The following is a 24,257-nucleotide window of genomic DNA, read 5'->3' as shown; positions in this document are numbered from 1 at the left end:
GTCGTGTCCGCGAAGTGGTGGGTTCACCCAGGGTCCCGGTGGCGGGAGGAAGGTCTCCCCCGCCGCCGGGGCCGCTGCCTTCGCCGGTCACTGCGGGGTCATGGCGCCCAGGGTGTCTCCACGGACCATGTGGTGTCCTCGGTGAACAGGGCGGGACTGTCCCAGGTGTGTGTGCCGCCCGGGGTGGCCAGCCACAACTCGGCGTTGTAGTGGCGCAGATACTGCTCGGGGAAGTTGTACGCCGACAGCCGCACGACGCCGTTCGCGCCCCGCACGGGGCAGAAGGTGGCGTCGGCCCGGAACACGTCGGTGCTGCCGGACTCCTTGTACACGCGGTACTCGCGGTGGCGGAGGTACTGGCCGGGGTAGTTGCGCGACTCGAAGCTGTAGCAGCCGCTGTCGGCCAGGCCGGAAACGATCTTCCAGGTGGCGTCGTTCTTCAGCAACGCGTCGCTGCCACCGGTGACGACGTCGGTGAAGCCCGCGCCGTCCCTGTGGCGCAGGTACCGGTCGGTGTAGCCGGGTGTCGTCACCCGCAGGGACCTGTACTGGCCGACGGGCAGGGTGACCGGGGTGGTCGAGGCCTGGGACGCGTCGATGAGCGCGCGGTTGGCGGCCCTGACCCGGGCCTCGTCGACCTTGACCACCTGACGGTCGTAGGTCAGCAGGCCGTTGGCCTCGTTCTCGACGTCGGTGATCTCGGTGTAGACCGACGCGGACAGGCCGCGCGGCATGCGCACCTCGCGGATCGCGTCCAGCAGGCCCACGAACCGGTTGTCGAGGTGGGCGAGGTCGGGCTGGTCCTCGTAGCTGAAGCCGCCGCCCGGGTACCACTCGTGTCCGGCGACCTTGAACCCGAGCCCGCCGAACTCGCCGAGCACGGCGGCCCGGGTGGCGGTGGGCACGGTGGTGCCGGGACCCACGTAGACGTGATGGTCGACCACGTCGCCGTTGCCGCCGTCCACGGAGCCGCAGCAGTTGGCGCCGCTCATGTTGTTCACCAGGCGTGTCGGGTCGTACGCCTTGACCTTGGCGGCGATGCGGGCCTGGTCGTACTGGCCCCAGCCCTCGTTCTGGTCGACCCACATCACCAGGGAAGGTGAGCTGCGGTGCTGGTCGATGACGCGGTCGTACTCGGCCTCCCACTGGGTGCGCGCCGCGGTGTCGGGGGTGCGCAGGTCCATGGCCGGCATGTCCTGCCAGACGAGCAGGCCGAGCCGGTCGGCCCAGTAGAACCAGCGCTGCGGTTCGACCTTGATGTGTTTGCGGACCATGTTGAAGCCCAGGTCCTTGTGCTTCTGGAGGTCGTGCTTCAGGGCCGCGTCGGTGGGCGCGGTGTAGATGCCGTCCGGCCAGTAGCCCTGGTCGAGGGTGCCGGTCTGGAAGACGAACTTCCCGTTGAGGACCGGGCGTTGCATGCCCCCCACGCCGGCCAGGCCGATGGTGCGCATGCCGGTGTAGCTGCCGGCCGAGTCGACGGTGGTGGTGCCGGAGAGCAGGTCGGCCCTGACGTCGTAGAGGAACGGGTCGTCCGGGCTCCACAGGTGCGGGTTCGGGACGGGCACGGTGAACTCGGCGCCGACGGCGCCGGTGGCCGTGCCCACGGTGACGCCGCCGGTGGAGACCGTGACGCGGGCCTGGTGGCCGCTGGTCCCGGCCCCTCGGACGGTCACCTTGAGGCGGCTGTTCGCCGGGTCCGGGACCAGGTCGAGGCGGCTGATGTACGCGGGCGCGGTCGGCTCCAGCCACACCGTCTGCCAGAGGCCGGACGCGGCGGTGTAGAAGATGCCGCCGCCGGCGTGCGGGGTCACGTCGTTGATGCGCTGCTTGCCGACCGCCTGGGAGCCGGTCTGGGTGGGGTCCCAGACCGAGACGACGAGGGTGTTGGCGCCGCCGTTCAGCAGGTCGGTGATGTCGTAGGAGAAGGCGTCGTAGCCGCCACTGTGGGCGGCTCCGGCCTGGCGGCCGTTGACCCAGACGGTCGTACGCCAGTCGGCGGCGCCGAAGTTGAGCTGGACGCGGCGGCCGTTCCAGTTCGACGGGACGGTGAAAGTGCGCTTGTACCAGAGCTTGTCGTTCTGGCTGATCTTGCGCTGGATGCCGGAGAGCGCGGACTCGGCGACGAACGGGACCCGGATCTGTTCGGTGAACGAGGCGGGCTGTCCGGCGTCCGCCGAGGTGACGGCGAAGTCCCAGATGCCGTTGAGGTTGGCCCAGTCCGGGCGGGTCAGTTGCGGGCGCGGATATTCGGGGAGGGGGGTGTCGGTGGGGACCTGGTTCGTCCACGGGGTGGTCATCGGCGACGGCTTGGGCGTCCACGCCTGCGCGGCGGCGGCCGCGGGGGCGGTGGCCGTCAGTGCCGTGCCGCCGACCAGGGTGAGCGCGGCGAGCGCGGTGGTGGCCCACCGCCCTCGCCGCCTCAGCCAGGCGAACGGCTTTCGGCCTGCGGGGACTCGACGCATCGTGCCTCCTTGACTCGTGGGGTGGGGAGACGTGCGCGTGCGGCAGGCGGCCGGGGGAGATCCGACCGCCTGGGGCTTGTTCGGGGCTGGTTCGGGGGCTGCTCGGGGCTGGTTCGGGGCTGGTCACATGAGTTGTCGGCGGCGGCCGAGCCAGGTCTGGGCGATGACGACCACCGCCAGGAACGCGCCGCTGACGACCTGCTGGTAGGAGGAGTCGAGCGAGCCGATCTGGTTGATGACGTTCTGGATCACCTTCAGCAGCAGGACCCCGACCAGCGAGCCGCTGACGTAGCCGAGCCCGCCGGTCAGCAGGGTGCCGCCGATGACGACGGCGGAGATGGCCTCCAGTTCCATGCCGCTGCCGAGGATGGTCACGCCGGAGGCGAGCCAGGCGGCGTTGAGGGCGCCCGCCAGTCCGGTGAGCAGTCCCGACAGGGCGTAGACGAGGATCTTGGTGCGGGCCACCGGCGCACCCATCAGGGCGGCGGCGTCCTCGTTGCCGCCGACCGCGTAGACGTGCTGCCCGAAGCGGGTCCGGCGCAGGACGACGGCTCCGGCGACGAACAGGGCCAGTGTGATCCACACCGGGTTGGCGAGGCCGAGGGTGCTGCCCTGGCCGAGCTCGGCCAGGAAGGAGTCCTTGCCGATGAGATAGGTGTCGGCGCCCTCGTCGGTGAGCGCCAGCATCAGTCCGCGCGCGCCGAGCATGGCGGCGAGGGTGACGATGAAGGGCGCGAGGCGGGAGCGGGCCACCAGCAGGCCGTTGACCACGCCGATCAGTCCGCAGACCGTGAGCGGCAGCAGCAGGGCGACCAGCGTGCCGTGGCGCGATCCCCAGGCCGCCAGGACGCCGCCGAGGGCGAACAGGGAGCCGACGGACAGGTCGATTCCGCCGGTGATGATGACGAAGGTCATGCCGAGGGCGACGATCGCCAGGAAGGCCGAACTGGTCGCCATGTTGCCGATGTTGTCGCCGGTGGCGAAGGAGTCGAAGGAGAACGACGCCACCAGGGACACGATCAGCAGGACGGCGAGCGCGCCGTGCTGCTGGACGAGGGCGCTCAGGCGTTCGGAGCGTACGGAGCCCACCGGGCGGGCGTCCTTGGGCGGTTCGATGCCGGCAGTGGTCACGGGTGCGTCCGTGTTCGTCGTGGTCAACGCCGTCCCCGTCCCCGTGCCGCGTAGACCGCGGCGACGATCACGATGGCCTGGGCGATCTGGGTCCAGGAGGGTGGTAGATCGTGCTTGATGAGGGTGGCGGTGAGGAGCTGGATGAGGACGGCTCCCGCCACGGTGCCGCCGATGTTGACCCGGCCCCCGGTCAGCGGGGTCCCGCCGACGACGACCGCGGTGATGGCGGACAGCTCCATCAGGTTGCCCAGCGAGGTGGGATCGCTGGCCTGGAGACGGGCGGTGGCCAGTACGCCCGCGACCGCCGCGAGGAGCGCGCAGGCGACGTACACGGTGATCAGCACGCGGCGCACGGGCAGGCCGGCGAGCTGGGCGGCGGGGCGGCTGTCGCCGATGGCGAGGAGCTGGCGTCCGAAGGTGGTGCGGCGCACCACGAACGCCACCAGCAGGGCCAGGGACGCGGCGATGAGGATCAGGTAGGGGATGCCGAGGACGTCGCCCGAGCCCAGGGAGGCCAGCGAGGGGTTGCGCAGGTCCTTCAGCTGCGGCAGCAGCACCAGGGCGACTCCCCGGCCGCCGACCATGAGCGCCAGCGTGGCGACGATCGGCTGCACCCCGACGAACGCGACGAGCGCGCCGTTGGCCAGCCCGACCGCCGCGGCGAACAGCGCGACCGCCAGCAGCGCGGGCAGCAGACCGTAGCCGAGGTAGAGGGCGGTCACGGAGGCCGCCAGCGCCATCACGGCGCCCACCGACAGGTCGACGCCCTCGGTGCCGATGACCAGGGCCATGCCCAGGGCGACGATGACGACGGGGGCGACCTGGACGGCCTGGGTGCGGAAGTTCTCCGCGGTCAGGAAGTGCGGGGTGATGAGGGTGTTGACGCCGAGCAGCGCCGCCACACCGGCGTAGACGCCGTAGGCCTGGAGCCATCGCAGGACTCGGGTCCTGTCCAACGGAGCGCTGCGGAGGGCGACTTCAGCCATCGACGTTCGCCTCCTCGCCGGCGTCCCGCGTGGGGGTGTCCCCGGCGATGGTCCGCATGAGCCTGTCCTCCGTGACGTCGTCGCCGGTCAGCTCGCCGACGACGGCGCCGTCCTTCAGTACGACCACGCGGTCGGACCCTTCGATGAGTTCCTCCAGGTCGGAGGAGATGAGCAGGACGCCCAGGCCGTCGGCGGCCAGTTCGTCGACGAGTTTCTGCACTTCGGCCTTGGCGCCTACGTCGATGCCCCGGGTGGGCTCGTCGAGCAGCAGCACCTTGGGGTTCATCGCGAGCCACCGGGCGAGCAGCACCTTCTGCTGGTTCCCGCCGGAGAGTTCGCCCACCTTCTGGTGCGGTGAGGACGCCTTGATGCGCAGCCGCTCGATGAAGGTGTCGACGACGTTGTCGACGCGGGCCTCGGAGACCAGACCGAAGCGGGAGAGCCGGGGCAGCACGGCCAGCGCGATGTTCTCGCGCACCGACAGACCGGGGACGATGCCCTCGCTCTTGCGGTCCTCGGGCAGCAGGCTGATCCCCGCGCGGATGGCCGCCGGGGTCGAGCCGGGGCGCAGCGGCACACCGGCCACCGTGACGCCGCCCGAGCGTGCGGGCAGCGCGCCGGCGATGGTCTTCGCGGTCTCGGTGCGTCCGGAGCCGAGCAGTCCGCCGAGGCCGACGACCTCGCCGGGACGGATGTTCAGGGAGACGCCGTGCAGCTTGTGCGGGACCGTCAGGTCCGAGGCGGTGAGCACCGGTTCGGCGTCGGCCGTGCCGTGGTCGCCGGTGAACTTGGTGAGGCCCTCCGCGCGGACCTCCCCCAGGTCCCGGCCGAGCATCGTGGACACCAGGGAGAGACGGTCGAGGTCGGCGAGCCGGCCGTGGTGCACCCGTCGGCCGTCGCGCAGGACGGTGACGGTGCCGCACACGGCGTACAGCTCGTCCAGGCGGTGGCTGACGTAGACGACCGCGATGCCGGCGTCCCGCAGGCCCCGGATCACCGAGAACAGGGTCTCGACCTCACGCGGTTCGAGGGAGGAGGTCGGTTCGTCCATGACGACGACGCGCGCCTCGGTGGCGACCGCGCGGGCCAGGGCGACCATCTGCTGGGCGCCGACCCCGAGGGTGCGCAGCGGCCTGCGGACGTCCACCCGCACCCCGTAGGTGCTCAGGGTCCGTTCGGCCTCGCGGTTCATACGGCCCATGTCCAGCACGCCGAACCGGTTGCGCGGCTCGCGGCCGAGGAACAGGTTGCGGGCCACGCTGAGCAGCGGGATCAGGTTGACCTCTTGGTAGATGGTCGAGATTCCGGCCTTCTGGGCCTCCAGCGGGGTGGTGAAGGAGGCCTTGCGGCCCTGGAAGACGATCTCGCCGGCGTCGGGCCGGTACACGCCGGTGAGGAGTTTGATGAGGGTCGACTTGCCGGCGCCGTTCTCGCCGATCAGGGCGTGGACCTCACCGGCGCGCAGGGTCAGGTCCACGTCGTCCAGAGCCCGGACGCCGGGGAAGGTCTTGCTCAGTCCGCGGACGGCGAGCACTTCGGCGGGGGGTGCCACCTGTGCCTCCAGGATGCGATGCAGGAAGTGACGGAGAGCGGGAGGGGCCCACGGCGGGCGAGCCCCTGACGGCCGGTCAGTAGGCCCTGCCGATCCCTGCCTTGGCGTTGTCCGTGGTGTAGGCACCGTCCTCGATGACGATGTCCTGCGCGACGCTCTCGCCCTGGGTGAAGGTGTCCAGCGTCTGGAAGGCCAGCGGCCCGAAGCGCGGGTTGGACTCGACGACGCCGCTGATCCAGCCGTCCACGACGCCCTGGACCGCGTTGCGGGTGCCGTCCACGGTGACGATCTCGACGTCGCCCGCCTTCTTGCCGGCGCCCTTCAGCGCGGCTACCGCGCCCAGGCCCATCTCGTCGTTCTCGGCGTAGATCCCCTTGATGCCGGGCTTCGACTGGATGAGCTGCTCGGTGACCTGCTGGCCCTTCTCGCGGGCGAAGTCACCGGTCTGCTCGAAGACCACCTTCAGGTCCGGCGCCTTCTCGGCGATCCGGTCCTTGAAGCCCTTGGTGCGTTCGGTGGTGACGTTGTTTCCGGCCGAGCCGAGCAGGATCGCGACTTCGCCCTTGCCGCCGGTCGCCTCGATCATCTGGTCGGCGGCGCGCCGGCCCTGCTCGACGAAGTCGGAGGCGATGAAGGAGACGTAGTCCTTGCAGGCCGTGGCGTTGATCTTGCGGTCGATCGTGACGATCGGGACCTTCTTGGCCGCGGCGGCCTGGAGCACCGGGTCCCAGCCGTCGGAGTTGAGCGGGGCGATGACCAGCAGGTCGGCGCCCTTGGCCAACAGGTCCTGGACGTCGCTGATCTGCTTGGAGAACTGCGACTGGGCGTTGGCCGTCAGCAGCTTGACGCCCCGCTTCTTCGCCTCGTCCTTGATGGACTGCGTCTCGGCGATGCGGAACGGGTTGGCTTCCTTCTCGGACTGGGAGAAGCCGACGGTGGCGTTCTTGAGGTCCGACTTCTCACCGCCGTAGGCGTCGACGGTGCAGGTCTTGCCGCCCGGCGCGGGCGAGGCGACCCTCTGCGCGGCGTCGGCGGCCGCCGAGGACTTGGTGTCGCTCGACGTGTCGTCCTCCGACTTCGCACAGGAGGTGGCGGTCAACGCCACCGCCGCGGCCAGGGAGACGACCACGGGACGGGCGAGAAGACGACGACGGTGGGTGGTGCGCTGCATGGTGACCCCGATCCGGACGACGCTGAAAGGACACTGGGGAGGTGGTGAACGAGCAGAGGTCGAGCAAGGTGAGGAAGGTCGGGCCGTAGTCGAGCGGTAGCTGAGCAGTAGCCGTGCGATGGCCGAGCAGTGGCCGTGCCGAGAAAGGTGCTTCTCCCCTGACGGGAAAGGTCGTTCGACCCGCCGCACAGTGGTTTTTACATCGTTGGAAGAGCGCTGTAAACCCCCTGTGCACGCACTGTGCGAGGCTCGCCACGAGCGAGTCGGAGAACACCAGCCGCCTCTGCGGTCTCAGGAGTGGCGGTGGGGAACGCGGCACGGCCGCGGAATCCAGGTGCCTCGCGGCACCGTCGGGGCAACAACGCGCTCACGAAGTCGTCCCGCCCGCGACCACGCCGGTCACGACCGCACACGCAAAGAGCAAAGCCAGTCAAACAAGATGGAGTTGGCGAATCGCCCGACTTCGGACGCCAGAAGGCGGGTGACTGGCCAGCCAACATGGTAGGCAGGGATGGACACTTGACCACACTGCCGAGGCGACGGGCGGGTCACGCAGCCTTACGAGGGTTCGGGCGACGGGTCGTTCACACATGCACCGCCCCGGAAGTCACCCGCGGCCGTCGCCGCTCGCCGCCGCCCGCCCCAGGGTGCTCTCCCGCTCCACGAGGCTGTACTCCGCCCGGACGCGGCGCGGCTCGGGCGCCTCGTCGCCGCCGAGCCGTGCCAGCACCGACTCGACCGCGAGACGTCCGATGGCCGCCTTGTCCGGCGACACCGACGTGAGGGTCACCGCGCCGAAGCGTCCCTCGACCACGTCGTCGAAGCCGACGACGGCGATGTCCTCGGGGACGCGCAGTCCCCGTTCGTGCAGGACGCGCATCGCGCCGATGGCCATCGGGTCGTTGTAGGCGAAGACCGCGTCGGGGCGCCGTCCGGAGTCCAGGATGCGGGTCATGGCGGCCGCCCCGTCCGCGTGCCCCCACCCGTCGGTGGCGGCGACGAGCCCGTCGTCGGCCGGGAGGCCGGCCGCGGTGAGCTCCTCGCGCCAGCCGCGTACGCGCAGTTGCGCGGGCTCGCTGCGCCCGCGCCGGGCGCCGATGAAGGCCACCTCCCGCCGCCCGAGCCCGTTCAGATGCCGGACGGCGGCGCGGGCGGCGGCGACGTTGTCGATCGCGATGTGGTCGTACGGCAGGTCGTAGTCGCGTTCGCCGAGCAGCACCAGCGGTACGTTCTCCGCCCGGTCACGCAGGTCCTCGGTCTCGAGCTCGATGGGGCTGAGGATGAGGCCGTCGATGACCCGCGCCCGGAATCCCTGGCTGACCAGGATCTCCTGCTCGCGGTGCCCCCCGGTGTGGTCCAGCAGCACGATGTACTCGTGCGCGGCGGCGGCGTCGATGACGGCGGCCGCCAGCTCGGCGAAGTAGGGGTTGCCGAGTTCGGGTAGGGCGAGCGCGATGATGCCCGTGCGCCCCTTGCGCAGATGCCGGGCGGCCAGGTTGGGCCGGTAGCCGAGCACGTCGATGGACCGCTGGACACGCTCGCGCATGGCGGGTGTGATGTGTTGGTAGTTGTTCACCACGTTGGAGACGGTCTTGATGGAGACCCCCGCGTGCGCGGCGACGTCCTTGAGGCTGACCCGCACGGCATTCCCTTTCGCAGCGTCCCGACGGATCGACGGCCGGTGCGGCTACGGGGTCGTCACCGTGGGCGAGCGCCGAGCCCCCATGCTTGACTTTTACAACGTTATACAGGCGTTCTCGCCACACTGACAAGGCAGGTGCCGCACGGCGCTCGCACGGGGCGCACGCGTCCGCCCGGCGGGCTGTACCAGGACGTCCGCGGCTCCTGCCGTGTTCCGGCCTCATGGCCGACGCGCCCCGCGTCTGCCCCTCGACTACAGTTTCCCCTGAGACGTGCTCCCAACGGTCGCCATTCGCCGCTGCCCTGGCCGTCGGCCTCACGTGCGCCCGTTAGCCGGGCGCTGCACGGTTCTCGACAACCCGATTCGAGCATCGAACCCGCCCGCCGCGGAGTTCCGGAACAGCACGAGAGGGAAAAGCCATGCCCTTTGCTTCCGCCAAGGACGGCACGGACATCTTCTTCAAGGACTGGGGCTCGGGACAACCGGTCGTGTTCTCCCACGGCTGGCCGCTCACCTCCGACGCCTGGGATCCGCAACTGAAGCTGATGGCGGACAACGGATTCCGGGCCATAGCCCACGACCGGAGAGGCGGCGGCCGCTCAGGACAGAGCTGGGACGGCAACAACCTCGACACCTACGCCGACGATCTCGCCGCGGTCATCGAGAAACTCGACCTGCGTGACGTCATTCTGGTGGGACACTCCACCGGCGGCGGCGAAGTGACGCGCTACATCGGGCGACACGGTTCGAGCCGGGTCGCCAAGGCCGTCCTGCTCGGCGCAATCCCTCCGCTGATGCTGAAGACGGACGCGAATCCGGAGGGGCTGCCGATCGAGGCCTTCGACGAGATCCGTGCGGGCGTGGCAACGGACCGCTCCCAGTTCTACAAAGACCTCAGCGCGGCCTTCTACGGCGCCAACCGTGACGACTCGACCGTCACCCAGGGAACTCGCGACGAGTTCTGGCTGTGGGGAATGACCGTGGGCATCAAGGGCGCGTACGACTGCGTCAAGGCATTCTCCGAGACGGATCTCACCGAGGACCTCAAGAAGATCGACGTCCCGACGCTGATCGTGCACGGGGACGACGACCAGATCGTGCCCATCGTCGCTTCCGGAGACAAGAGCTCGAAGCTGGTCAAGGACGCGGTGTACAAGGTCTATTCAGGTGCGCCCCACGGATTGGCGATGGTCCCGAAGTTCGCCGAGCGGTTCAACAAGGACCTCCTCGAATTCGCACGCGGCTGAGCTACGGAACTCTGGGCTACGGAACTCTGAGCCACGGAACTCTGGGCTACGCAACGCTGGCCTACGGAACAAGGGCGGGCACGACCAGATCTCGCTCGAAGACGGCCATGGCCCGGCCGGGGCCGTTGTAGTCCTCGACGATTCGCGCCTCGAAACCGAGGCTGCGATGGAAGGCGATCGAGCCGGTGTTCGCGACAGACGTGATCGCCTTCAACCGCCGTGCGCCATGACGTTCCGCCGCTTCGGCGAACGCCGCGTACAGAGGACGCCCGAGACCCGTGCCTCGGGCGTCGTCCCGTGTGGCGATCAGATGGACGTACCCCGTGCCTTCCGGCGTGACGAATCCGAAGACGTACCCACGGATTCCGTCCTCGGCTCGGGCGACCAGGCAGGTGGGACCGAACTCCCGTACCAGTGCCAGAAGGTGCAGTGAGCGAAGGTCGCGTTCGCCCCAGTAGCGGGCGTGATCGGTCAGGACCTGGTGGAAGTCGGCGACGCCGGCCGGCGCGATCTGTATTTCCATGACGACGATCGTCGCAGGCGCGTCGACTCACCGCGGGCGAAGGTCCGCACAGGTCGGGCGAGTTCGGCGACCTGCTCAGCGTCCCGGCCGCCGGAAGTGGGCGTAGGGCGGGTACGGCTTGAAGCAGATCAGCACCTCCAAGGGGTGTCCGCCGCCGGGTTCCTGGACCAGCGTGGGAAGCGCCGCCATCAGAGCCGAGTGGCCTTGGGTGACACCCTTCCGGCGCGGGCCCCAACCCGCCGCGTGGGCAAGGCAGGTGGCGGTCTCGGCGAAAAGCTCCCGGTCGCCGAAGAGGAAGAACGTGCGGGCGTACGTGGCGTGCCGCAGCTCACCCCGGGAGTCGGCCCGCCTCCCGCGCTCACGCCATCCGGCGGCATCCCTGGCCGTGCGTTCCTCGTGGGTGCCGACGGTCAGCGGAGTGCCGTTCACCAGCTTGCGCCGCAGCTCGGGCCACTTGCTGGGACGCAGGCCGAGCGTGTCGTGGACCAGGACGAGGTCGACCGGCGTGCCGACGCCCTCGTCGGGCGGAAGGCCGTCGCGCAGCGGCACGTGGACGATCGTGTGCCGGGAGTAGGCGGCGAAGGAGAACAGACCGGCGAGCCGGCTCAGCCCGTCATGGTCGCCGAGCAACATGCCGATGGGCTCGGGGGCCCGTAGCGACGTGTGGCGAAGGGGCTTCCTCGGCTGGACGACACGGTGCTCGTGCGGCCCGGTCCGGGGCCTGAACTGTTGCAGCCTCAGCCGCATACGGAGTACCTCATCGCCACAGGATCGCGGGCGCCGCGACCCCGGGCAACGGAGATTCCGCCCGGCAGCGACCAGCGCGTCGTGACGTCGCCCCCGGGTGGGAGACCACTTCGAGCGGCTGCCGACCAGCACGAAGGGCTCCACGAGCCGGGTCGGCCGGCGTCACCGCGTACACCGGTGATTTCGCTGATTGCGCCCTCCTCCGGCGCCAGGACTCTGGTCAGGTCCCAGCCACCCGCATCCTCGTCAGGAGGGCTTCATGCGTCATGCCCCGCGCCGGCTCCTCGGTGTTCTCGCGGCCGCCACCCTCGCGTTCACCCTGTTCTCCGCAGCGCCGACGGCCGTCGCCACCACGGCCACCACGACCGCGTCGGTCGCCTCCGCCGCCCAGCCGCTGTCGACGAGCACGCCCGTCGTCTTCGTCCACGGATACACCGGCAGCGCGTCCAACTGGACCACCGCCATGAGCGTCTTCCGGCTCAACGGCTGGTCCAGCTCCAATCTCTTCGCCTACGAGTACAACTCCTACGGCAACAACATCACCAACGCGCAGGGTCTCGCGACCTACGTCAACACCGTGAAGGCGCGGACCGGCGCGAGCAAGGTCGCCATCGTCAACCACTCGATGGGCGGCCTGGTCAGCCAGTACTACCTGAAGGTCCTGGGCGGCAACACGAGCGTCAGCCACCTCGCCTCGATCGCCGGCGCGAACCACGGAACCACCTATGCCGGCGCCTGCCTGATCTACACGACCTGTCAGCAGATGTACCCGGGCTCGTCGTTCATCGCCCAGATCACCGCGGGCGACGAGACGCCGGGCACCACCGCGTACGCCACCTGGTACTCGGCGTGCGACGGCGTCATCATCCCGTACACCAGCACCCGACTGGACGGCGCGACGAACAACAACGTGCTCTGCCAGACGCACATCGGCTACCTGACGGACACGGTCGTCCTCGGCCAGATCGCCGACTTCGTCGCTTCCTGACCCCACCGCAAGAACAGCCCCGCACGCCCCGTTCCCGGCATCGCACCCGCCGGGAACGGGGCGCGTGGCATGGGCGGGTCACCCGGCGTCACTCGGCGCCGGCGGCGAACCGGTCGGTGTCGCTACGTCGGACCGGACGGCCCGGGCGGCTCCCGGGGGTCACGGCCGTAGGGCGCTTCCCGTAGGGCGGTTCCCGTAGGCGCTTCCCGTAGGGCGGTTCCCGTAGGCGGTTCCCGTAGGGCGGGGCCCCTCCCCCGTGTGCGGTGGTATGACGGGGCTGTAATCGGCGCCGCGTACGGAGTGCGGGCCGAACGACGGGACCACACAGGGGAGTTGGGCATGGCGGCAGAGAACATCGACGAAGTCGTGGACGGGCTTGCCGGGATCGTGCGGGAGGCCGGCCGCACCGGTGACCGGATCGGGTACTTCGCGGCACTGTACCGACAGGTGACTGTCGAGATCCGCACGGCCATTCACGGTGGGGTGTTCGACGACGGCGCCCGAATGGACCGCTTCGACACGCTCTTCGGCAACCGCTACTTCGACGCGTACGACGCCTGGCGTCGTGACCGGAGCGGGCCGCGTTGTTGGCGCGAGACGTTCCGACTGCTCGACGACGCCGACACCATCATCGTCCAGCACCTGCTCCTCGGCGTGAACGCGCACATCAACCTCGACCTGGCCATCGCCGCCGCGCGGACCGACCCGGGCGAGAACATCCACGCCCTGCGGCGCGACTTTCTGCTGATCAACGACATCCTTGCGCGGGTGGTGCTGGCCGTGCAGGAGTCCGTCGGGGCCGTGTCGCCACTCATGTCGCTGCTGGACCAGGTCGGAGCCCGCACCGACGAGCGGATCCTCGACTTCAGCGTCCGCCAGTCCCGCGAGGAGGCCTGGTACAACGCCGTCCTGCTCGCCGGCCAGAACGAAGAGGAGCGCGAGGCCACCATCGAACGGCTCGACGTCCGGGCCGCCGTGCTCGCACGGCTGATAGCGCGACCGGGCGGCCTCGTCCGGCCGGCCCTGCATCTGATCCGGAACACCGAGAGCGACGACGTGCCGGCCGTCATCACTCATCTGAACAACGCCATGAAGCGCCCGTCCACCCGACGGGCGACGGAGTGAGGCCCGACGGATTCCGAGAGAATCGCCCGGTGACTGTATCCATCGACCGTAGTCGGTCCCTCGAGGAGCTTGAACGTGATCGCCGGCAGCCGCCCCCGCCCGACGCCACCCGTCTCATCGCGACGGCGCATGCCCTGCGAAGCCGGCCGGTCGGGACGCTGACCGTTGAGGACCTGCGCCTGCTGATCGGCTCGGACCGGGCGGGTCCGCCCAAGTCCGCATCAGTCGTCGCGACCGGTCGGGGCGTCGGCACGTAACTTCATCCGTCCCCAGGCTCTTTGACGGACTGGCGGGCATGGTCCACCTGCGCCGGCCGAACCCGACGAGTGCGGCGCTGTCCAGGAACTTCCGTTTCATACGCGTAGGTTGGCCGTGAGGGCTGTCGCGCACGAACGCGGGGGGAGGGCCGGCGAGGCGGGCCTGTGCCGCCACACAGCCCCGCCGTGGCCCCGCTGTGCCACCGCCTCCCGCGTGCCCGGCCCGCTGTACGCGGCCCCGGCCGGCTGATGGCATGACCGGCATGTCTTCCGCACCCCCTCCACCGCCAGGCCCGGACGCGCCGAAAGCCCCGTCCGCTTCGACGACTTCGTACGCGGCACCAGCACCGGAGCGCCGAGCATGAGCACCGGCGACGGACATTCGCTCGCTGTCGTGGTCTTCCTCGTCTTCGTCGCGGTGTCCCTGCTGATGTGCGGGCTGGCGGCGGCCGACCTGGACGACCCCGAGCACTTCTACGCGGGCGGCAGCGCCTCCTTCGGTCCGGTCGGCAGCGGACTCGCCATCGCCGGGGACTACATCTCCGCGGCCACCCTGCTCAGCACCACGGGCTCGGTCGCCCTCGACGGCGCCGACGGCGCCCTCTTCGCCTGCGCCACCGTCGTCTCGCTCTACCTGGTCATGCGGATCCTGGCCGAACCCCTGCGCCGCGGCGGCGTGTTCACCCTGGGGGACTTCTTCGCCGACCGGCTCGGCGACCCCTCCGTACGCCGCGCTCTCGGCGTCGCCACCCTCGTCGTCCTCACCCCGCTGCTGCTGGTGCAGCTCTCCACCGCGGGTCACATCATGGTGGCCATGTTCGGCCTCCCCGACGGCGCGCTCACCGGCTGCACCGTCGCCTGCGGGACGCTGATGGTCTGTTACGCCGCGTTCGGCGGGATGCGTGGCATCGGTTACGTACAGGTCCTCAAGGTCGGTGTCGTGCTGAGCGCGGTGCTGCTGGTGGCCGGGCTCGTCCTCGCCCGGCACGGATGGTCACCGGCAGGCCTCTTCCACGCCGCCCAGGACCGCTCCGAGGCGGGTGCCGACTACGCGCGCCCCGGACTGCACTTCGGCCACTCCTTAGCCGGGCGCCTCGACCTGGTCAGCTTCGAGACCACCCTCCTGCTCGGCGCCGCCTGTCTGCCCCACCTCACCATGCGGCTGTACCCGCTGCGCGACGCCCGTACCGCTCGCCGTGCCGTCGGGTGGGCCGTGGGGCCCGTCGCGGTGGTGTGCGCCGCGGTGGTGGTGGCCGGACTCGGCGCCTGCGCGCTGATCGGCCGGGACCTGCTGCGGGCCGCCGACCCCGGGGGAGCGACCGCGCTGCTGATGCTGACGGGCGCGCTCGACCCGGTCGCCGGTGGAGCCCGGCACAGCATGGTGTTCGCCGCCGTCGCCTGCGCCGTCTTCGTGACCACACTCGCGGCCGTCGCCGGCATCACCCTGGCGGCCGCCTCCAGCCTCGTCCGCGACTTCGGCGGAAGAGCGGTCCACGCAACCACGCGCCGCTCGCCCGGCGGTGAGATCCGCCGGGCCCGGATCGGCATCGTCCTGGTCGGAGCCGCCGCCGTCGTGCTGGCCGTGATCGTCCAGGACCGCGGCCGACTGACGCTGATCTCGCTGTCGTTCACCGTCGCGGCCTCGGTGCTCGCTCCGGTCCTGCTGTACGCGCTCTTCCTGCCCGGCCACACCGCCACCGGTGCGCGCTGGACCGTCTACGGGACCCTGCCGCTGATCGCGCTGCTCCTGACGGGGTCGCCCGCCGTATCGGGCACGCCCGTCGCGCTCTTCCCCGACCGCGACTTCCACTGGTTCCCGCTCCAGACCCCGGGGCTGATCACCATCACCGCGGGCTTCCTGCTCGGTCTCATCGGTCGCACCCGCCCCGAGGTCGCGCGAGAATCCTGGCACCACCGGACGAGAACCATGCGCGGTGACGCACGCAGCCCCGACGCTGCGGGACGCTCCTGAGCCTCGTCCGCCGCCGCTCGACGAGCACGTGGGAGGCGACGGCACCGCCCCTCGCCCCCGGCCCGTGATCGGCAGTCGCGCGCCTGAGCCGCCGGGCCGTAGCGGGTGCCCTCGCCTTCGCCTTGCCCGGCCGCGATCCCGGAGTCGGAATTGACCACCGCTCACCTGGTTGCCGAGGCCCTGGTGCGCGGGGTGGCGGCTGGGCAGGCTAGTTTGCTCGGGTGAGTCTCCTTGATGATGTGGCTGAGCGCGACGGCTGGCGCTGCTGGGTGTGCGACGAACCGGTCGACCCCGACAAGTCGGTGAACGACCCGCAGGGGCCCAGCGTTGACAGCCGGACCGCCGACCGGAAGGCCAAGGTCGCCGAGCGGCTCGCGCACCGCGGGTGCAACAGCCGCAAGGGCGCGGTCAAGGTGGTCATCGCCTGGCCTGACCGCTTGTACGTGGTCGAACCCGCGCCGCTGATCACCGTGGCCGCGAGGCTGGAGCGCAAGGGGGGCCGCGAGATGGTGGGCCGTTGTCCGACCAGGAAGGACGCCCAGGAAGCGGCGGACTGGCTGGTGGACAGGTTCTCCCGACTGGCGCCGGGGCTGCCGGTGACCGCCGACGTCGAGGCGGGCGGCGGCCAGTTCCTCGTCATCCTGGCCACCGGCCGACGCTGACCGGGGATCAACAGCGCACACTCGCGTCGAGGTGAACCGTCGGCCCTTACCCAGGGCCGGCACGGAGGGCGTTCCTCACTGCGGGGCCGGAGCCCCTTTTCGGGCCCCGGCCGCGTGCTGGTGAGCTCTCACGGTGGTGGAGTAATGCCTGCGGCGTTGGCCTGGCGGGTCAGGAGGTGCCCCGGGCGGGCGGGCCGGGGGGCGGGGTGTGCAGGATCTGGTCGAGGTAGCCGGGACCCGGCGCCGGGACGACCTCGTGAGCGGTGCGGTAGCGGAGCGTCTCGGTCTGCCAGGCGTGGTAGCCGCTCATCCACGCGGTCATGATCTGGAGGTAGGTGTCCACGGCGGCCCGTTCCTGGTGGCGCAGTCCGAGCTGGGCGCACAGGGCGGGTATCTGTGCGGCGAGTTCCTGGAACCGCCGGACGCGCCGGTCCACTTGGTGGGCCGCGGCCGTGACTGCCTCGGCGCGGGTGAGGTGGCGGGCGTGTTCGAGGACGAGGACCAGGTTGTCCATGTCGCCGCGGGCTTCTTCCTTCTCCAGGGAGTACACGTCGTTGCACATCAGGGTGACGTCGATGGCCGTCTGGCGCATGATGCGCAGCTGGGGTGAGTGGAAGGCCGCTGCGGGGACCGTGATGCCGGCGGCGCGTTCACCGAGGGAGAGGGGCAGGTCGGTGGCGGCGGTGCCGCGACGTACGTGGAGGTAGGTCTCCATGTCGGCGGGGGTGCCGCGGAGGCGACCTATCGCTTCGTGGGCCTGTGCGGCGAAGTAGTACTCCCATTCGTGTGCGGTGCGGGCGGTCCAGGCAGGGTGGGCGCCGCGGGTGCCGCGAGCCCGGATGTCGGCGAACGCCGCCGTGCAGGGGTCGGCGTCTGCGGGCGGGGTGGTGCCGTGCGCGATGTCGATCAGCTGTTGGCACACGCGGGTGGTCCGGTCAGGGTCCCTGCCGAGCGGGCCATCGAACTGGTCGTCGAAGACGAAGAAGAAGCCCATCGCGTCCGCGCACAGGTTCAGGGCCGCGCCCCGGGCGTGGGGGAAGCCGAGGGCGGCCAGACGGGGCATGTCCCAGGAGGCGTACCAGGCGGCGGAGCGGTCGTCCGCGACCAGGCCGAGGCGGCGGACCCATGCCAGGTTGTGCCGGCGGGCCTCGTCGAGCCCGGGGCTGACCCCCGCGACGGCGGGGAGGTCGAAGTCGATGTCTTGGGGCACGGAATCCTCCCGGTGTTCATGGAGTGCAGCACGGTCGGGGCGGGTGGTGTCTCGGCCCCGCCCAGCGCCCAGCGTGCTCCGCCACACCGACGGGTCTCAGTCCTTGAGGTCGCCCGGTCTCACACATCGCCAGGGCCGTAGTGGCGTTCGTCCCCCGCGGCCGGGTCCGGGGCCGGGGTCGCGAGGTCAAGCGCGAGCGGCTCCGCGCCGCCGACGCCGAGCCGTTGGAGGGAGAAGGCCATGGACGCGCTGACGCTCTGTGGTGTGCGGAACGCCTCGGTGCTGCGGATGGCCGGCAGTTGCTCCCGGATCGACTCGGGCGTGGGGTCCTCCTTCCACAGCACTCCTTCGGTGGCGCCCAGGAAGATCCGCCCGACACGGCGGCCTGCCGCGTGCAGAAGTTCCCCGGTACAGGGCACGGACTCGTGGGCCAGGAGGGCCACCACGGACGCGACGAGATGGGCGGGGAACAGGTCGGTGAGCAGGTCGGTCATCGATTCGTCGCCCTGGAGCGCTTCGAGGGACATACGGGTGGCGGCGATCGGTACGACCGCGTTGACCTTGATGCCGTACGGAGCTCCTTCGGCGGCCAGCGAGGTGGTCAGCCCCAACACGCCGCCCTTGCCCGCGGCGTACACGCTGAGTCCGGTATCGCCGAAGAGGGCGTCGGAGCACGTGTTGACGATCCGCCCGTACCGGGACGCGACCATGTGCGGCCATACGGCCCGCACCATGTTCAAGGTCCCGCCCACATGGGTGTCCAGCACACGTCGGCACTCCTCGTCGGAGAGCTCCCCCAGCGGACGCATGATCGAGATCCCCGCGTTGTTGACCAGGCCGTCCAACCGCCCCCAACGCTCGACCGCGGCCCGGGTCAGCGCCCGGGCGCCGTGCACGGTGGCCACGTCGTGGACGTCCGCCACCGCCTGCCCGCCCAGCAGCCGTATCTCCTCGGCCACCGCGTGCGCGGGCGACGGCGACGCCCCACGCCCGTCGATCCCCGTGCCCACGTCGTTGACGACCACCCTCGCGCCCCGCGCCGCGAGGACGAGGGCGTACTCCCGGCCCAGCCCGCGACCGCCGCCCGTCACCACCACCACGCGATCTTCGAAACGGATTTCGTCCACCTCGCCACCACCTTCCCGGAAGACGTGCGATCCCCGCACACCCTGCCCCGAGAACGGCGATCCGGGCAGGGAGCGCGGGAACCGACCCGACGCATCCGCACCCGCCACACGTGCCACCGACCGCTCCGGCACGCGCCGTTGCACGGAAGGGCGTCCCTGTGGCCCCGGCGGCCTCCGCGCGCCGAACTACCGAACCGCTGTACCGCCGAACCGCTCAAGTGGCTGGCTTCGTTCCCCGACGTTTTCGGGCCCGTTCACCGTGAGGTGGACGGGCCCGTTCGCGCCCTGCGCATGCTCATGCGCGGGTTGCGTGTTCGCGCGACGCTCGCGTGGTTACAGGGCGGCCTTCTTCGCGCCGGAGAACGCGGCGAACGCGCCGATGGCGAGGAACAGGAAGGTCATGGCGTCGGCCGTCTCGCTCCAACCCTCGGTCAGCAGGTCGAAGTGCTCGGTGAACAGCGAGGTCGCGGAGACGCCGATTTCGTCGGCGCCGATCATCGCGATGCCGATGAGCTGGCCGAGATAGACCGCGCCGAGCGACAGCAGGGCACTGACCACGGGCAGCACCGGGTTGGTGCCGCCGACCTTGCCGGCCGCGAAGCCGATGAGGAAGCCGACGCCGACGGCCGCGTAGCCGATCTCGTACTCGGTCGCGCCGACGATCCCGCCGTAGACACCAGCGGTGACCAGGGCCACGACGACGGCGACGACCAGGCCCAGGGCGAGGTTGTGGCGGGCCGGCGCGGCCGGGGGCGCGAACGGGGCCGGAGGAGGCAGGGCGACGCCGGGCTGCTGGGCGTAGGGGTTGCCGTCGGTGGGCTGCGGTGCACCCGGTGCGCCGGCGGCGGGCTGCTGGGCGAACGGGTTGCCCTCGGACGGCGGCGGAGCTGACTGGGCCATGACAGGATCCCCCCACGGGACTGATGCGACGAGTGCTGTGGTGTGTGCGCACGAGTGTGCGACAAGACGCCGAACACTAGCAGGCACGGCGACGCTGTTCACCAGGGATTACCTGGGGGATTCCGGGTGGGAATCGGCCGACGAGTCCGCGCCGGAGGTGTGGGAATCCGTGAGGGATGCCGCCGGGAGTCGCGGCCGGAGGTCGGCCCGGGTCGTCTCCCGCAAGGCCTTACGCCGTAGCCTTCGTATCGGTGTCGTACCGCTCTCGCGCCCCTTCCGGATCAGTGGCGGGACCCTCGAATTATGGGGTTGCGAGCCGATCCGCCTTGGAAAATGAGCGGCAGAGTCACCTTGGTATGGTGCGCCGATGTCAGCGATCAAAAAGTTCCAAGTCACCTTCGACTGCGCGGAACCCGAGCGCCTCGCTCGCTTCTGGTGCGAGGTGTTGGGGTACGTCGTACCGCCGCCTCCGGAGGGGTTCGACACTTGGGACGATTTCAAGCGCTCGCAGCCACCTGAGCAGCGGGATTCATGGTTTGCCTGCAGTGATCCCTCAGGTGTGGGCCCACGGCTGTACTTCCAGCGCGTCCCCGAAGGGAAGGCCGCCAAGAACCGGCTGCATCTTGATGTGCGGGTGGGCACCGGGCTTGTGGGTGAAGAGCGACTGGCCGCGCTTGAGGCGGAGTGCGCACGACTGGTCCCGCTCGGCGCGATACACGTGCGAACGCTGTATGACGGCAATGATTCGTGCATCCCGATGCAGGACATCGAGGGCAACGAGTTCTGTATCGACTGAGCATCTTGAGTGGTGAAGCCGTCCAAGTGCCAAGCCATGGCGGCGCGTGGTTTGGCGGGCAGCTGGAGCAGCAGGGAGAGCACCCGGCGTTCTTGCCAGGCCCGGCTACCAGGGTTCCTGTTCCCGGCCTGCCCCGCCGGGGACGGGTTCCCGCACAACCGGGGTGAGCCGGGGCGAGCCGGGGTGAGCCGGGGTGGGAGCTCCATGCGGGTGAAATCGTTGTCCTGCCCGTGGTCGTGCGCGGACGGCACCGGGGAGGGTGGGCATCGTGGCCCCCGGCCCGGCCCATCCGTCGTACAGGAGGACCCATGCTCGGCACCGACTTCATTCTCGGATCACCCAACTGGCTGGACCTCGGCAGCCCCGACACCGACGCGGCCGCCGCGTTCTACAGCGCGGTCCTGGGCTGGCAGTTCGAGTCCGCCGGGCCCGAGGCGGGCGGGTACGGCTTCTTCCAGATCGAGGGGAAGACCGTTGCCGCCCTGGGGCCGCTCAGCGAGGAAGGAGCGAGGTCTGCCTGGATGGTCCATTTCAAGACCGAGGACATCCAAGGAACGGTGTCGGCCGTCACGGCCGGCGGCGGGAGGGTACGGACACAGCCCATGGACGTCATGGGCGAGGGCTGGCTGGCACAGGCCACCGACCCGCAGGGCGCCGAGTTCGCGCTCTGGCAGCCGGGGAGGACCGCAGGGCTGGGCCTCACGTCCGAGCCGGGCGCGCTGCTCTGGGTCGAGCTCCACGTGCCGGACCCCGTCGCGGGCATCGGCTTCTACCAGGGCCTCTTCGGCTGGCGCAGCCAGGACATGCAGACGCCCGGCATGACGTACCGGGTGCTGAGCGTCAAGGACGGCGAACAGCAGGCCGCCTCGTTCGGCGGAGCCGCGCCGATGAGTGACGGCGCGAACGGTGGAGTCGAGCAGCCTCGTTGGGTGCCGTACTTCCACGCGACGGACGTCGACGCCACGGTCACCGCGGCCACGGCGAATGGCGGGTCCGTGCTGATGCCGGCGGCGGACGTCCCCGACGTCGGCCGGATCTCCTGGCTCGCGGACCCCTTCGGCGCGGTGTTCGCGCTGCTGAAGCCCGACCCTCGGATGTGACGGAACGGGCCGCGGCGGGGCAGCCGCGGACGTCGAGCAGGCCGGCAGCCCCTGATTCGGCCTGCGGCGCGCCCACGCGACCACCCCGCCGCCGCGCCCACCCGCCGACGCCGTACTCGCGGCGACGGCCATCCGGCCCCACACGCCCGCCCCCCGGCGTCACCCGTCACCCGTCACCCGTTACGTGTCTGAACGCCGGCATCCATGGCGGGTCGGAGAGACACCGGGATCAGGCAAGAGCCCCTTGTGGTGACAGCCAAGCCCTGTAACCGGACGCCGCGTCGGCGGTCACCGCGGTCGCGCGGTTCGTCTACCCCGCGTCCAGTGGCCGTTCGAAGAACGTCTCCAGGACCACGGTCGCCTGTGTCCCGCTGACCCCGTCGATCGCGTACAGACGGCGCAGTACGTCCTGGAGCTGCTCCGTACTCGCCGTGCGCACCTTCACCAGGACCGCCGCGCTGCCCGCGATGACGTGGGCCTCCTGGATCTCCGGTACGGCGGCGAAGTCCTCGGCCCGGTCGCCCATCCAGGCCGTCGAGTCGATGAGCACGAAGGCGAGGACCCCGCGGTCGAGGGCCGCGGGGTCCACATCGATCGTGGTGGCCCTGATGACTCCGTGCTCCCGCAGCCTGCGCACGCGTTCATGGGCCGCGCCCGCCGACAGCCCTACGCCCTTGCCCAACTCGGCGTAGGACCGGGTCGCGTCCATCTGGAGCAGTGCGATCAAGCCGCGGTCGATGTCATCTATCGGCTTCATGCTTTGACCATATCCTGTTCGGTGATCTACGTGTTACGTTGAATCAGATCCTGATCAGCATATGTGAGGGGACACGCATGCCCGCCGATGGCCTGTACGAGATCCTGGACGACCGCTTCCGTACCGGACGCTGCACGAGCGGCGACGGCAGGTTGGAGGTGCTGCACAGCGACTGCCGTTGGGCGGAGGGTCCGCTGTACCTGCCCGCCTGGCGCCAGTTGATCTGGAGCGACATCCCGAACGACCGCATCCTGCGCTGGGACGAGGCCACCGGGACGGTCGGAGTCTTCCGTGACCCGGCCGGACACAGCAACGGCAACACCCTCGACCGGCAGGGCCGCCTGGTCACCTGTGAGCAGGGCAACCGCCGGGTCACCCGTACCGAGCCGGACGGCACGGTGACGGTCCTGGCCGAGCGTTTCGAGGGCAAGCGGCTCAACAGCCCGAACGACTCCGTCGTGCGATCCGACGGCACTGTCTGGTTCTCCGACCCGGACTTCGGCATCACCAGCGACTACGAGGGCCATCGGGCCGAGTCCGAGATCGGTGCCTGCAACCTCTACCGGATCGACCCGGCGACGGGCCGGGTGAGCCTCGCCGCCGACGGCTTCGACGGGCCCAACGGCGTCATCCTGTCGGCGGACGAGAAGCGGCTGTACGTGTCCGACTCGCGAGGCGCCCGCATCTACGCCTTCGACGTCCACGACGACGGCACGCTCTCGGGGCAGGAGGTCTTCGCCGAAGCGCGAGCGGGCGTCCATTTCGACAACATCCGCCTGGACGACCGGGGCCGCCTGTGGGCGGCCGCCCTGGACGACGGCGTTCACTGCTACGACCCCGACGGCACCCTCATCGGACGGCTCCGGGTGCCGGAGTCGGTCTCCAACATCACCTTCGGCGGGCCGAAGAACAACCGTCTGTTCATCACCGCCACCACCTCGCTGTACTCACTGGTGATGTCGGTGACGGGAGCCCCCCGCGTCTGAAGCGCATAACTGATCTACCGGCGATCCTCCCCGTCCCCGAGGGGCGGGGCGCCGCACCATGTGAACCGGAAACAGGAGCAGATGTGAACGAGCCGGCCTCCCTAGCCCTTCAGCAGGAGATCGCCCGGGAACTCGAGGTCGCCGAGACCTTCGAGGTCGAGGCGGAGATCGAGCGCCGGGTGGCCTTCCTCACGGAGCGGCTGACCTCCACCGGTCTGTCCTCCCTCGTGCTCGGCATCAGCGGCGGCGTCGACTCCACCACCGCCGGCCGGCTGTGCCAGCTCGCGGTCGAGCGAGCCCGCGACGCCGGGCACGAGGCGCGGTTCTACGCGATGCGGCTGCCCTACGGCGTCCAGGCCGACGAGCACGATGCCCAGCTCGCGCTCTCCTTCATCAGGTCCGACCAGGTGCTGACCGTGGACATCAAGCCCGCGAGTGACGCCGCGCTCGAGGCCGTACTGGGCGCCGAGGTGAACTTCCGCGACGTCTACCACCAGGATTTCGTGCTCGGCAACATCAAGGCCCGACAGCGCATGATCGCCCAGTACGCGGTGGCCGGCGGGCACCACGGGCTGGTCGTCGGCACCGATCACGCCGCCGAGGCGGTCTCCGGCTTCTTCACCAAGTTCGGTGACGGCGCGGCGGACCTCGTCCCGCTGTCGGGCCTGACCAAACGCCGGGTGCGAGCCGTGGCGGACGCGCTGGGGGCGCCGGCCGGCCTGGTGCACAAGGTTCCGACGGCCGACTTGGAGACCCTCGATCCGGGCAGGACCGACGAGGACGCGCTCGGGGTCGCCTACGACGACATCGACGACTTCCTGGAGGGCAAGCCCGTGGACGAGGGCGTCTTCAGGAAGATCGTCGACCGCTACCGGCTCACGGACCACAAGCGCCGACCGCCCTTCGCTCCCTGAGG

Annotated in this window: 21 protein-coding genes; 9 read left to right on the top strand and 12 right to left on the bottom strand. The window is 70.4% G+C overall.

What is annotated here, in order from left to right:
• Positions 1 to 98: 98 nt before the first annotated feature.
• The 6 genes from ACIRPU_RS38510 to ACIRPU_RS38485 all read right to left on the bottom strand — a co-directional run bounded on the left by ACIRPU_RS38510 (position 99) and on the right by ACIRPU_RS38485 (position 8,944).
• Positions 99 to 2,462, bottom strand: coding sequence for an AbfB domain-containing protein (locus ACIRPU_RS38510; protein ID WP_403876042.1), 2,364 nt, complete (start codon positions 2,460 to 2,462; stop codon positions 99 to 101).
• 123 nt (positions 2,463 to 2,585) lie between these two features.
• Complete coding sequence (locus ACIRPU_RS38505) at positions 2,586 to 3,620, bottom strand: ABC transporter permease (RefSeq protein ID WP_403876039.1); 1,035 nt, start codon at positions 3,618 to 3,620, stop codon at positions 2,586 to 2,588.
• Positions 3,617 to 4,579 (bottom strand): ABC transporter permease, encoded by a 963-nt coding sequence (locus ACIRPU_RS38500; RefSeq protein WP_403876036.1) that lies wholly within the window; start codon positions 4,577 to 4,579, stop codon positions 3,617 to 3,619. The genes ACIRPU_RS38505 and ACIRPU_RS38500 overlap by 4 nt, the downstream gene beginning before the upstream one ends.
• Positions 4,572 to 6,131, bottom strand: coding sequence for a sugar ABC transporter ATP-binding protein (locus ACIRPU_RS38495; protein WP_403876033.1), 1,560 nt, complete (start codon positions 6,129 to 6,131; stop codon positions 4,572 to 4,574). The genes ACIRPU_RS38500 and ACIRPU_RS38495 overlap by 8 nt, the downstream gene beginning before the upstream one ends.
• Before the next feature lie 76 nt (positions 6,132 to 6,207).
• Positions 6,208 to 7,302, bottom strand: coding sequence for an ABC transporter substrate-binding protein (locus tag ACIRPU_RS38490; RefSeq protein WP_403876030.1), 1,095 nt, complete (start codon positions 7,300 to 7,302; stop codon positions 6,208 to 6,210).
• 607 nt (positions 7,303 to 7,909) lie between these two features.
• Positions 7,910 to 8,944, bottom strand: coding sequence for a LacI family DNA-binding transcriptional regulator (locus ACIRPU_RS38485; protein WP_403876026.1), 1,035 nt, complete (start codon positions 8,942 to 8,944; stop codon positions 7,910 to 7,912).
• A gap of 419 nt (positions 8,945 to 9,363) precedes the next feature.
• Between ACIRPU_RS38485 and ACIRPU_RS38480 the strand changes: the two genes are divergently transcribed.
• Entirely contained in the window at positions 9,364 to 10,191 is an 828-nt protein-coding gene (locus tag ACIRPU_RS38480) for an alpha/beta fold hydrolase (protein ID WP_403876023.1), read from the top strand.
• Positions 10,192 to 10,252: 61 nt separating this feature from the next.
• On the opposite strand, the gene ACIRPU_RS38475 is transcribed toward ACIRPU_RS38480, so the two are convergent.
• Positions 10,253 to 10,714 (bottom strand): GNAT family N-acetyltransferase, encoded by a 462-nt coding sequence (locus tag ACIRPU_RS38475; RefSeq protein WP_403876020.1) that lies wholly within the window; start codon positions 10,712 to 10,714, stop codon positions 10,253 to 10,255.
• 75 nt (positions 10,715 to 10,789) lie between these two features.
• Complete coding sequence (locus ACIRPU_RS38470; RefSeq protein WP_403876017.1) at positions 10,790 to 11,461, bottom strand: hypothetical protein; 672 nt, start codon at positions 11,459 to 11,461, stop codon at positions 10,790 to 10,792.
• Positions 11,462 to 11,720: 259 nt separating this feature from the next.
• On the opposite strand from ACIRPU_RS38470, the gene ACIRPU_RS38465 reads away from it, so the two are divergent.
• The 4 genes from ACIRPU_RS38465 to ACIRPU_RS38450 all read left to right on the top strand — a co-directional run bounded on the left by ACIRPU_RS38465 (position 11,721) and on the right by ACIRPU_RS38450 (position 16,465).
• Positions 11,721 to 12,449, top strand: coding sequence for an esterase/lipase family protein (locus ACIRPU_RS38465; RefSeq protein ID WP_403876014.1), 729 nt, complete (start codon positions 11,721 to 11,723; stop codon positions 12,447 to 12,449).
• 339 nt (positions 12,450 to 12,788) lie between these two features.
• Positions 12,789 to 13,574 carry a DUF5995 family protein gene (locus tag ACIRPU_RS38460; RefSeq protein ID WP_403876012.1) on the top strand — a complete coding sequence of 262 codons (786 nt, stop codon included), beginning with the start codon at positions 12,789 to 12,791 and terminating at the stop codon, positions 13,572 to 13,574.
• A gap of 618 nt (positions 13,575 to 14,192) precedes the next feature.
• Positions 14,193 to 15,803, top strand: a complete 1,611-nt coding sequence (locus ACIRPU_RS38455) for a cation acetate symporter (RefSeq protein WP_403876009.1) — start codon at positions 14,193 to 14,195, stop codon at positions 15,801 to 15,803.
• A 221-nt stretch (positions 15,804 to 16,024) separates the two neighbouring features.
• Positions 16,025 to 16,465: a hypothetical protein gene (locus ACIRPU_RS38450; protein WP_403876006.1), complete on the top strand. Its 441-nt coding sequence runs from the start codon at positions 16,025 to 16,027 to the stop codon at positions 16,463 to 16,465.
• A 169-nt stretch (positions 16,466 to 16,634) separates the two neighbouring features.
• On the opposite strand, the gene ACIRPU_RS38445 is transcribed toward ACIRPU_RS38450, so the two are convergent.
• The 3 genes from ACIRPU_RS38445 to ACIRPU_RS38435 form a co-directional block, all read right to left on the bottom strand.
• Positions 16,635 to 17,675, bottom strand: coding sequence for a terpene cyclase (locus tag ACIRPU_RS38445; RefSeq protein WP_403876003.1), 1,041 nt, complete (start codon positions 17,673 to 17,675; stop codon positions 16,635 to 16,637).
• Positions 17,676 to 17,794: 119 nt separating this feature from the next.
• Positions 17,795 to 18,802 carry an SDR family NAD(P)-dependent oxidoreductase gene (locus tag ACIRPU_RS38440; RefSeq protein WP_403876000.1) on the bottom strand — a complete coding sequence of 336 codons (1,008 nt, stop codon included), beginning with the start codon at positions 18,800 to 18,802 and terminating at the stop codon, positions 17,795 to 17,797.
• Between the two features lie 333 nt (positions 18,803 to 19,135).
• The gene (locus ACIRPU_RS38435) at positions 19,136 to 19,702 is read right to left on the bottom strand and encodes a hypothetical protein (RefSeq protein WP_403875997.1); all 567 of its coding nucleotides are present in this window, start codon (positions 19,700 to 19,702) and stop codon (positions 19,136 to 19,138) included.
• A gap of 367 nt (positions 19,703 to 20,069) precedes the next feature.
• On the opposite strand from ACIRPU_RS38435, the gene ACIRPU_RS38430 reads away from it, so the two are divergent.
• Both ACIRPU_RS38430 and ACIRPU_RS38425 read left to right on the top strand, forming a co-directional pair.
• Positions 20,070 to 20,498, top strand: coding sequence for a VOC family protein (locus ACIRPU_RS38430; RefSeq protein ID WP_403875994.1), 429 nt, complete (start codon positions 20,070 to 20,072; stop codon positions 20,496 to 20,498).
• Positions 20,499 to 20,806: 308 nt separating this feature from the next.
• Entirely contained in the window at positions 20,807 to 21,598 is a 792-nt protein-coding gene (locus ACIRPU_RS38425) for a VOC family protein (protein ID WP_403875991.1), read from the top strand.
• A 310-nt stretch (positions 21,599 to 21,908) separates the two neighbouring features.
• Here the strand turns inward: ACIRPU_RS38425 and ACIRPU_RS38420 are convergent, their stop codons facing one another.
• Positions 21,909 to 22,346 carry an Lrp/AsnC family transcriptional regulator gene (locus ACIRPU_RS38420; protein WP_403876104.1) on the bottom strand — a complete coding sequence of 146 codons (438 nt, stop codon included), beginning with the start codon at positions 22,344 to 22,346 and terminating at the stop codon, positions 21,909 to 21,911.
• Between the two features lie 86 nt (positions 22,347 to 22,432).
• On the opposite strand from ACIRPU_RS38420, the gene ACIRPU_RS38415 reads away from it, so the two are divergent.
• Positions 22,433 to 23,341, top strand: coding sequence for an SMP-30/gluconolactonase/LRE family protein (locus ACIRPU_RS38415; RefSeq protein WP_403875988.1), 909 nt, complete (start codon positions 22,433 to 22,435; stop codon positions 23,339 to 23,341).
• Positions 23,342 to 23,424: 83 nt separating this feature from the next.
• Positions 23,425 to 24,255, top strand: coding sequence for an ammonia-dependent NAD(+) synthetase (gene nadE, locus ACIRPU_RS38410; protein WP_403875985.1), 831 nt, complete (start codon positions 23,425 to 23,427; stop codon positions 24,253 to 24,255).
• Positions 24,256 to 24,257 lie beyond the last annotated feature (2 nt).

Source organism: Streptomyces sp. NPDC102259 (assembly GCF_044766465.1).
In the GTDB taxonomy this organism is placed as follows: domain Bacteria; phylum Actinomycetota; class Actinomycetes; order Streptomycetales; family Streptomycetaceae; genus Streptomyces.
This window is presented reverse-complemented; position numbering and strand designations above follow the sequence as displayed.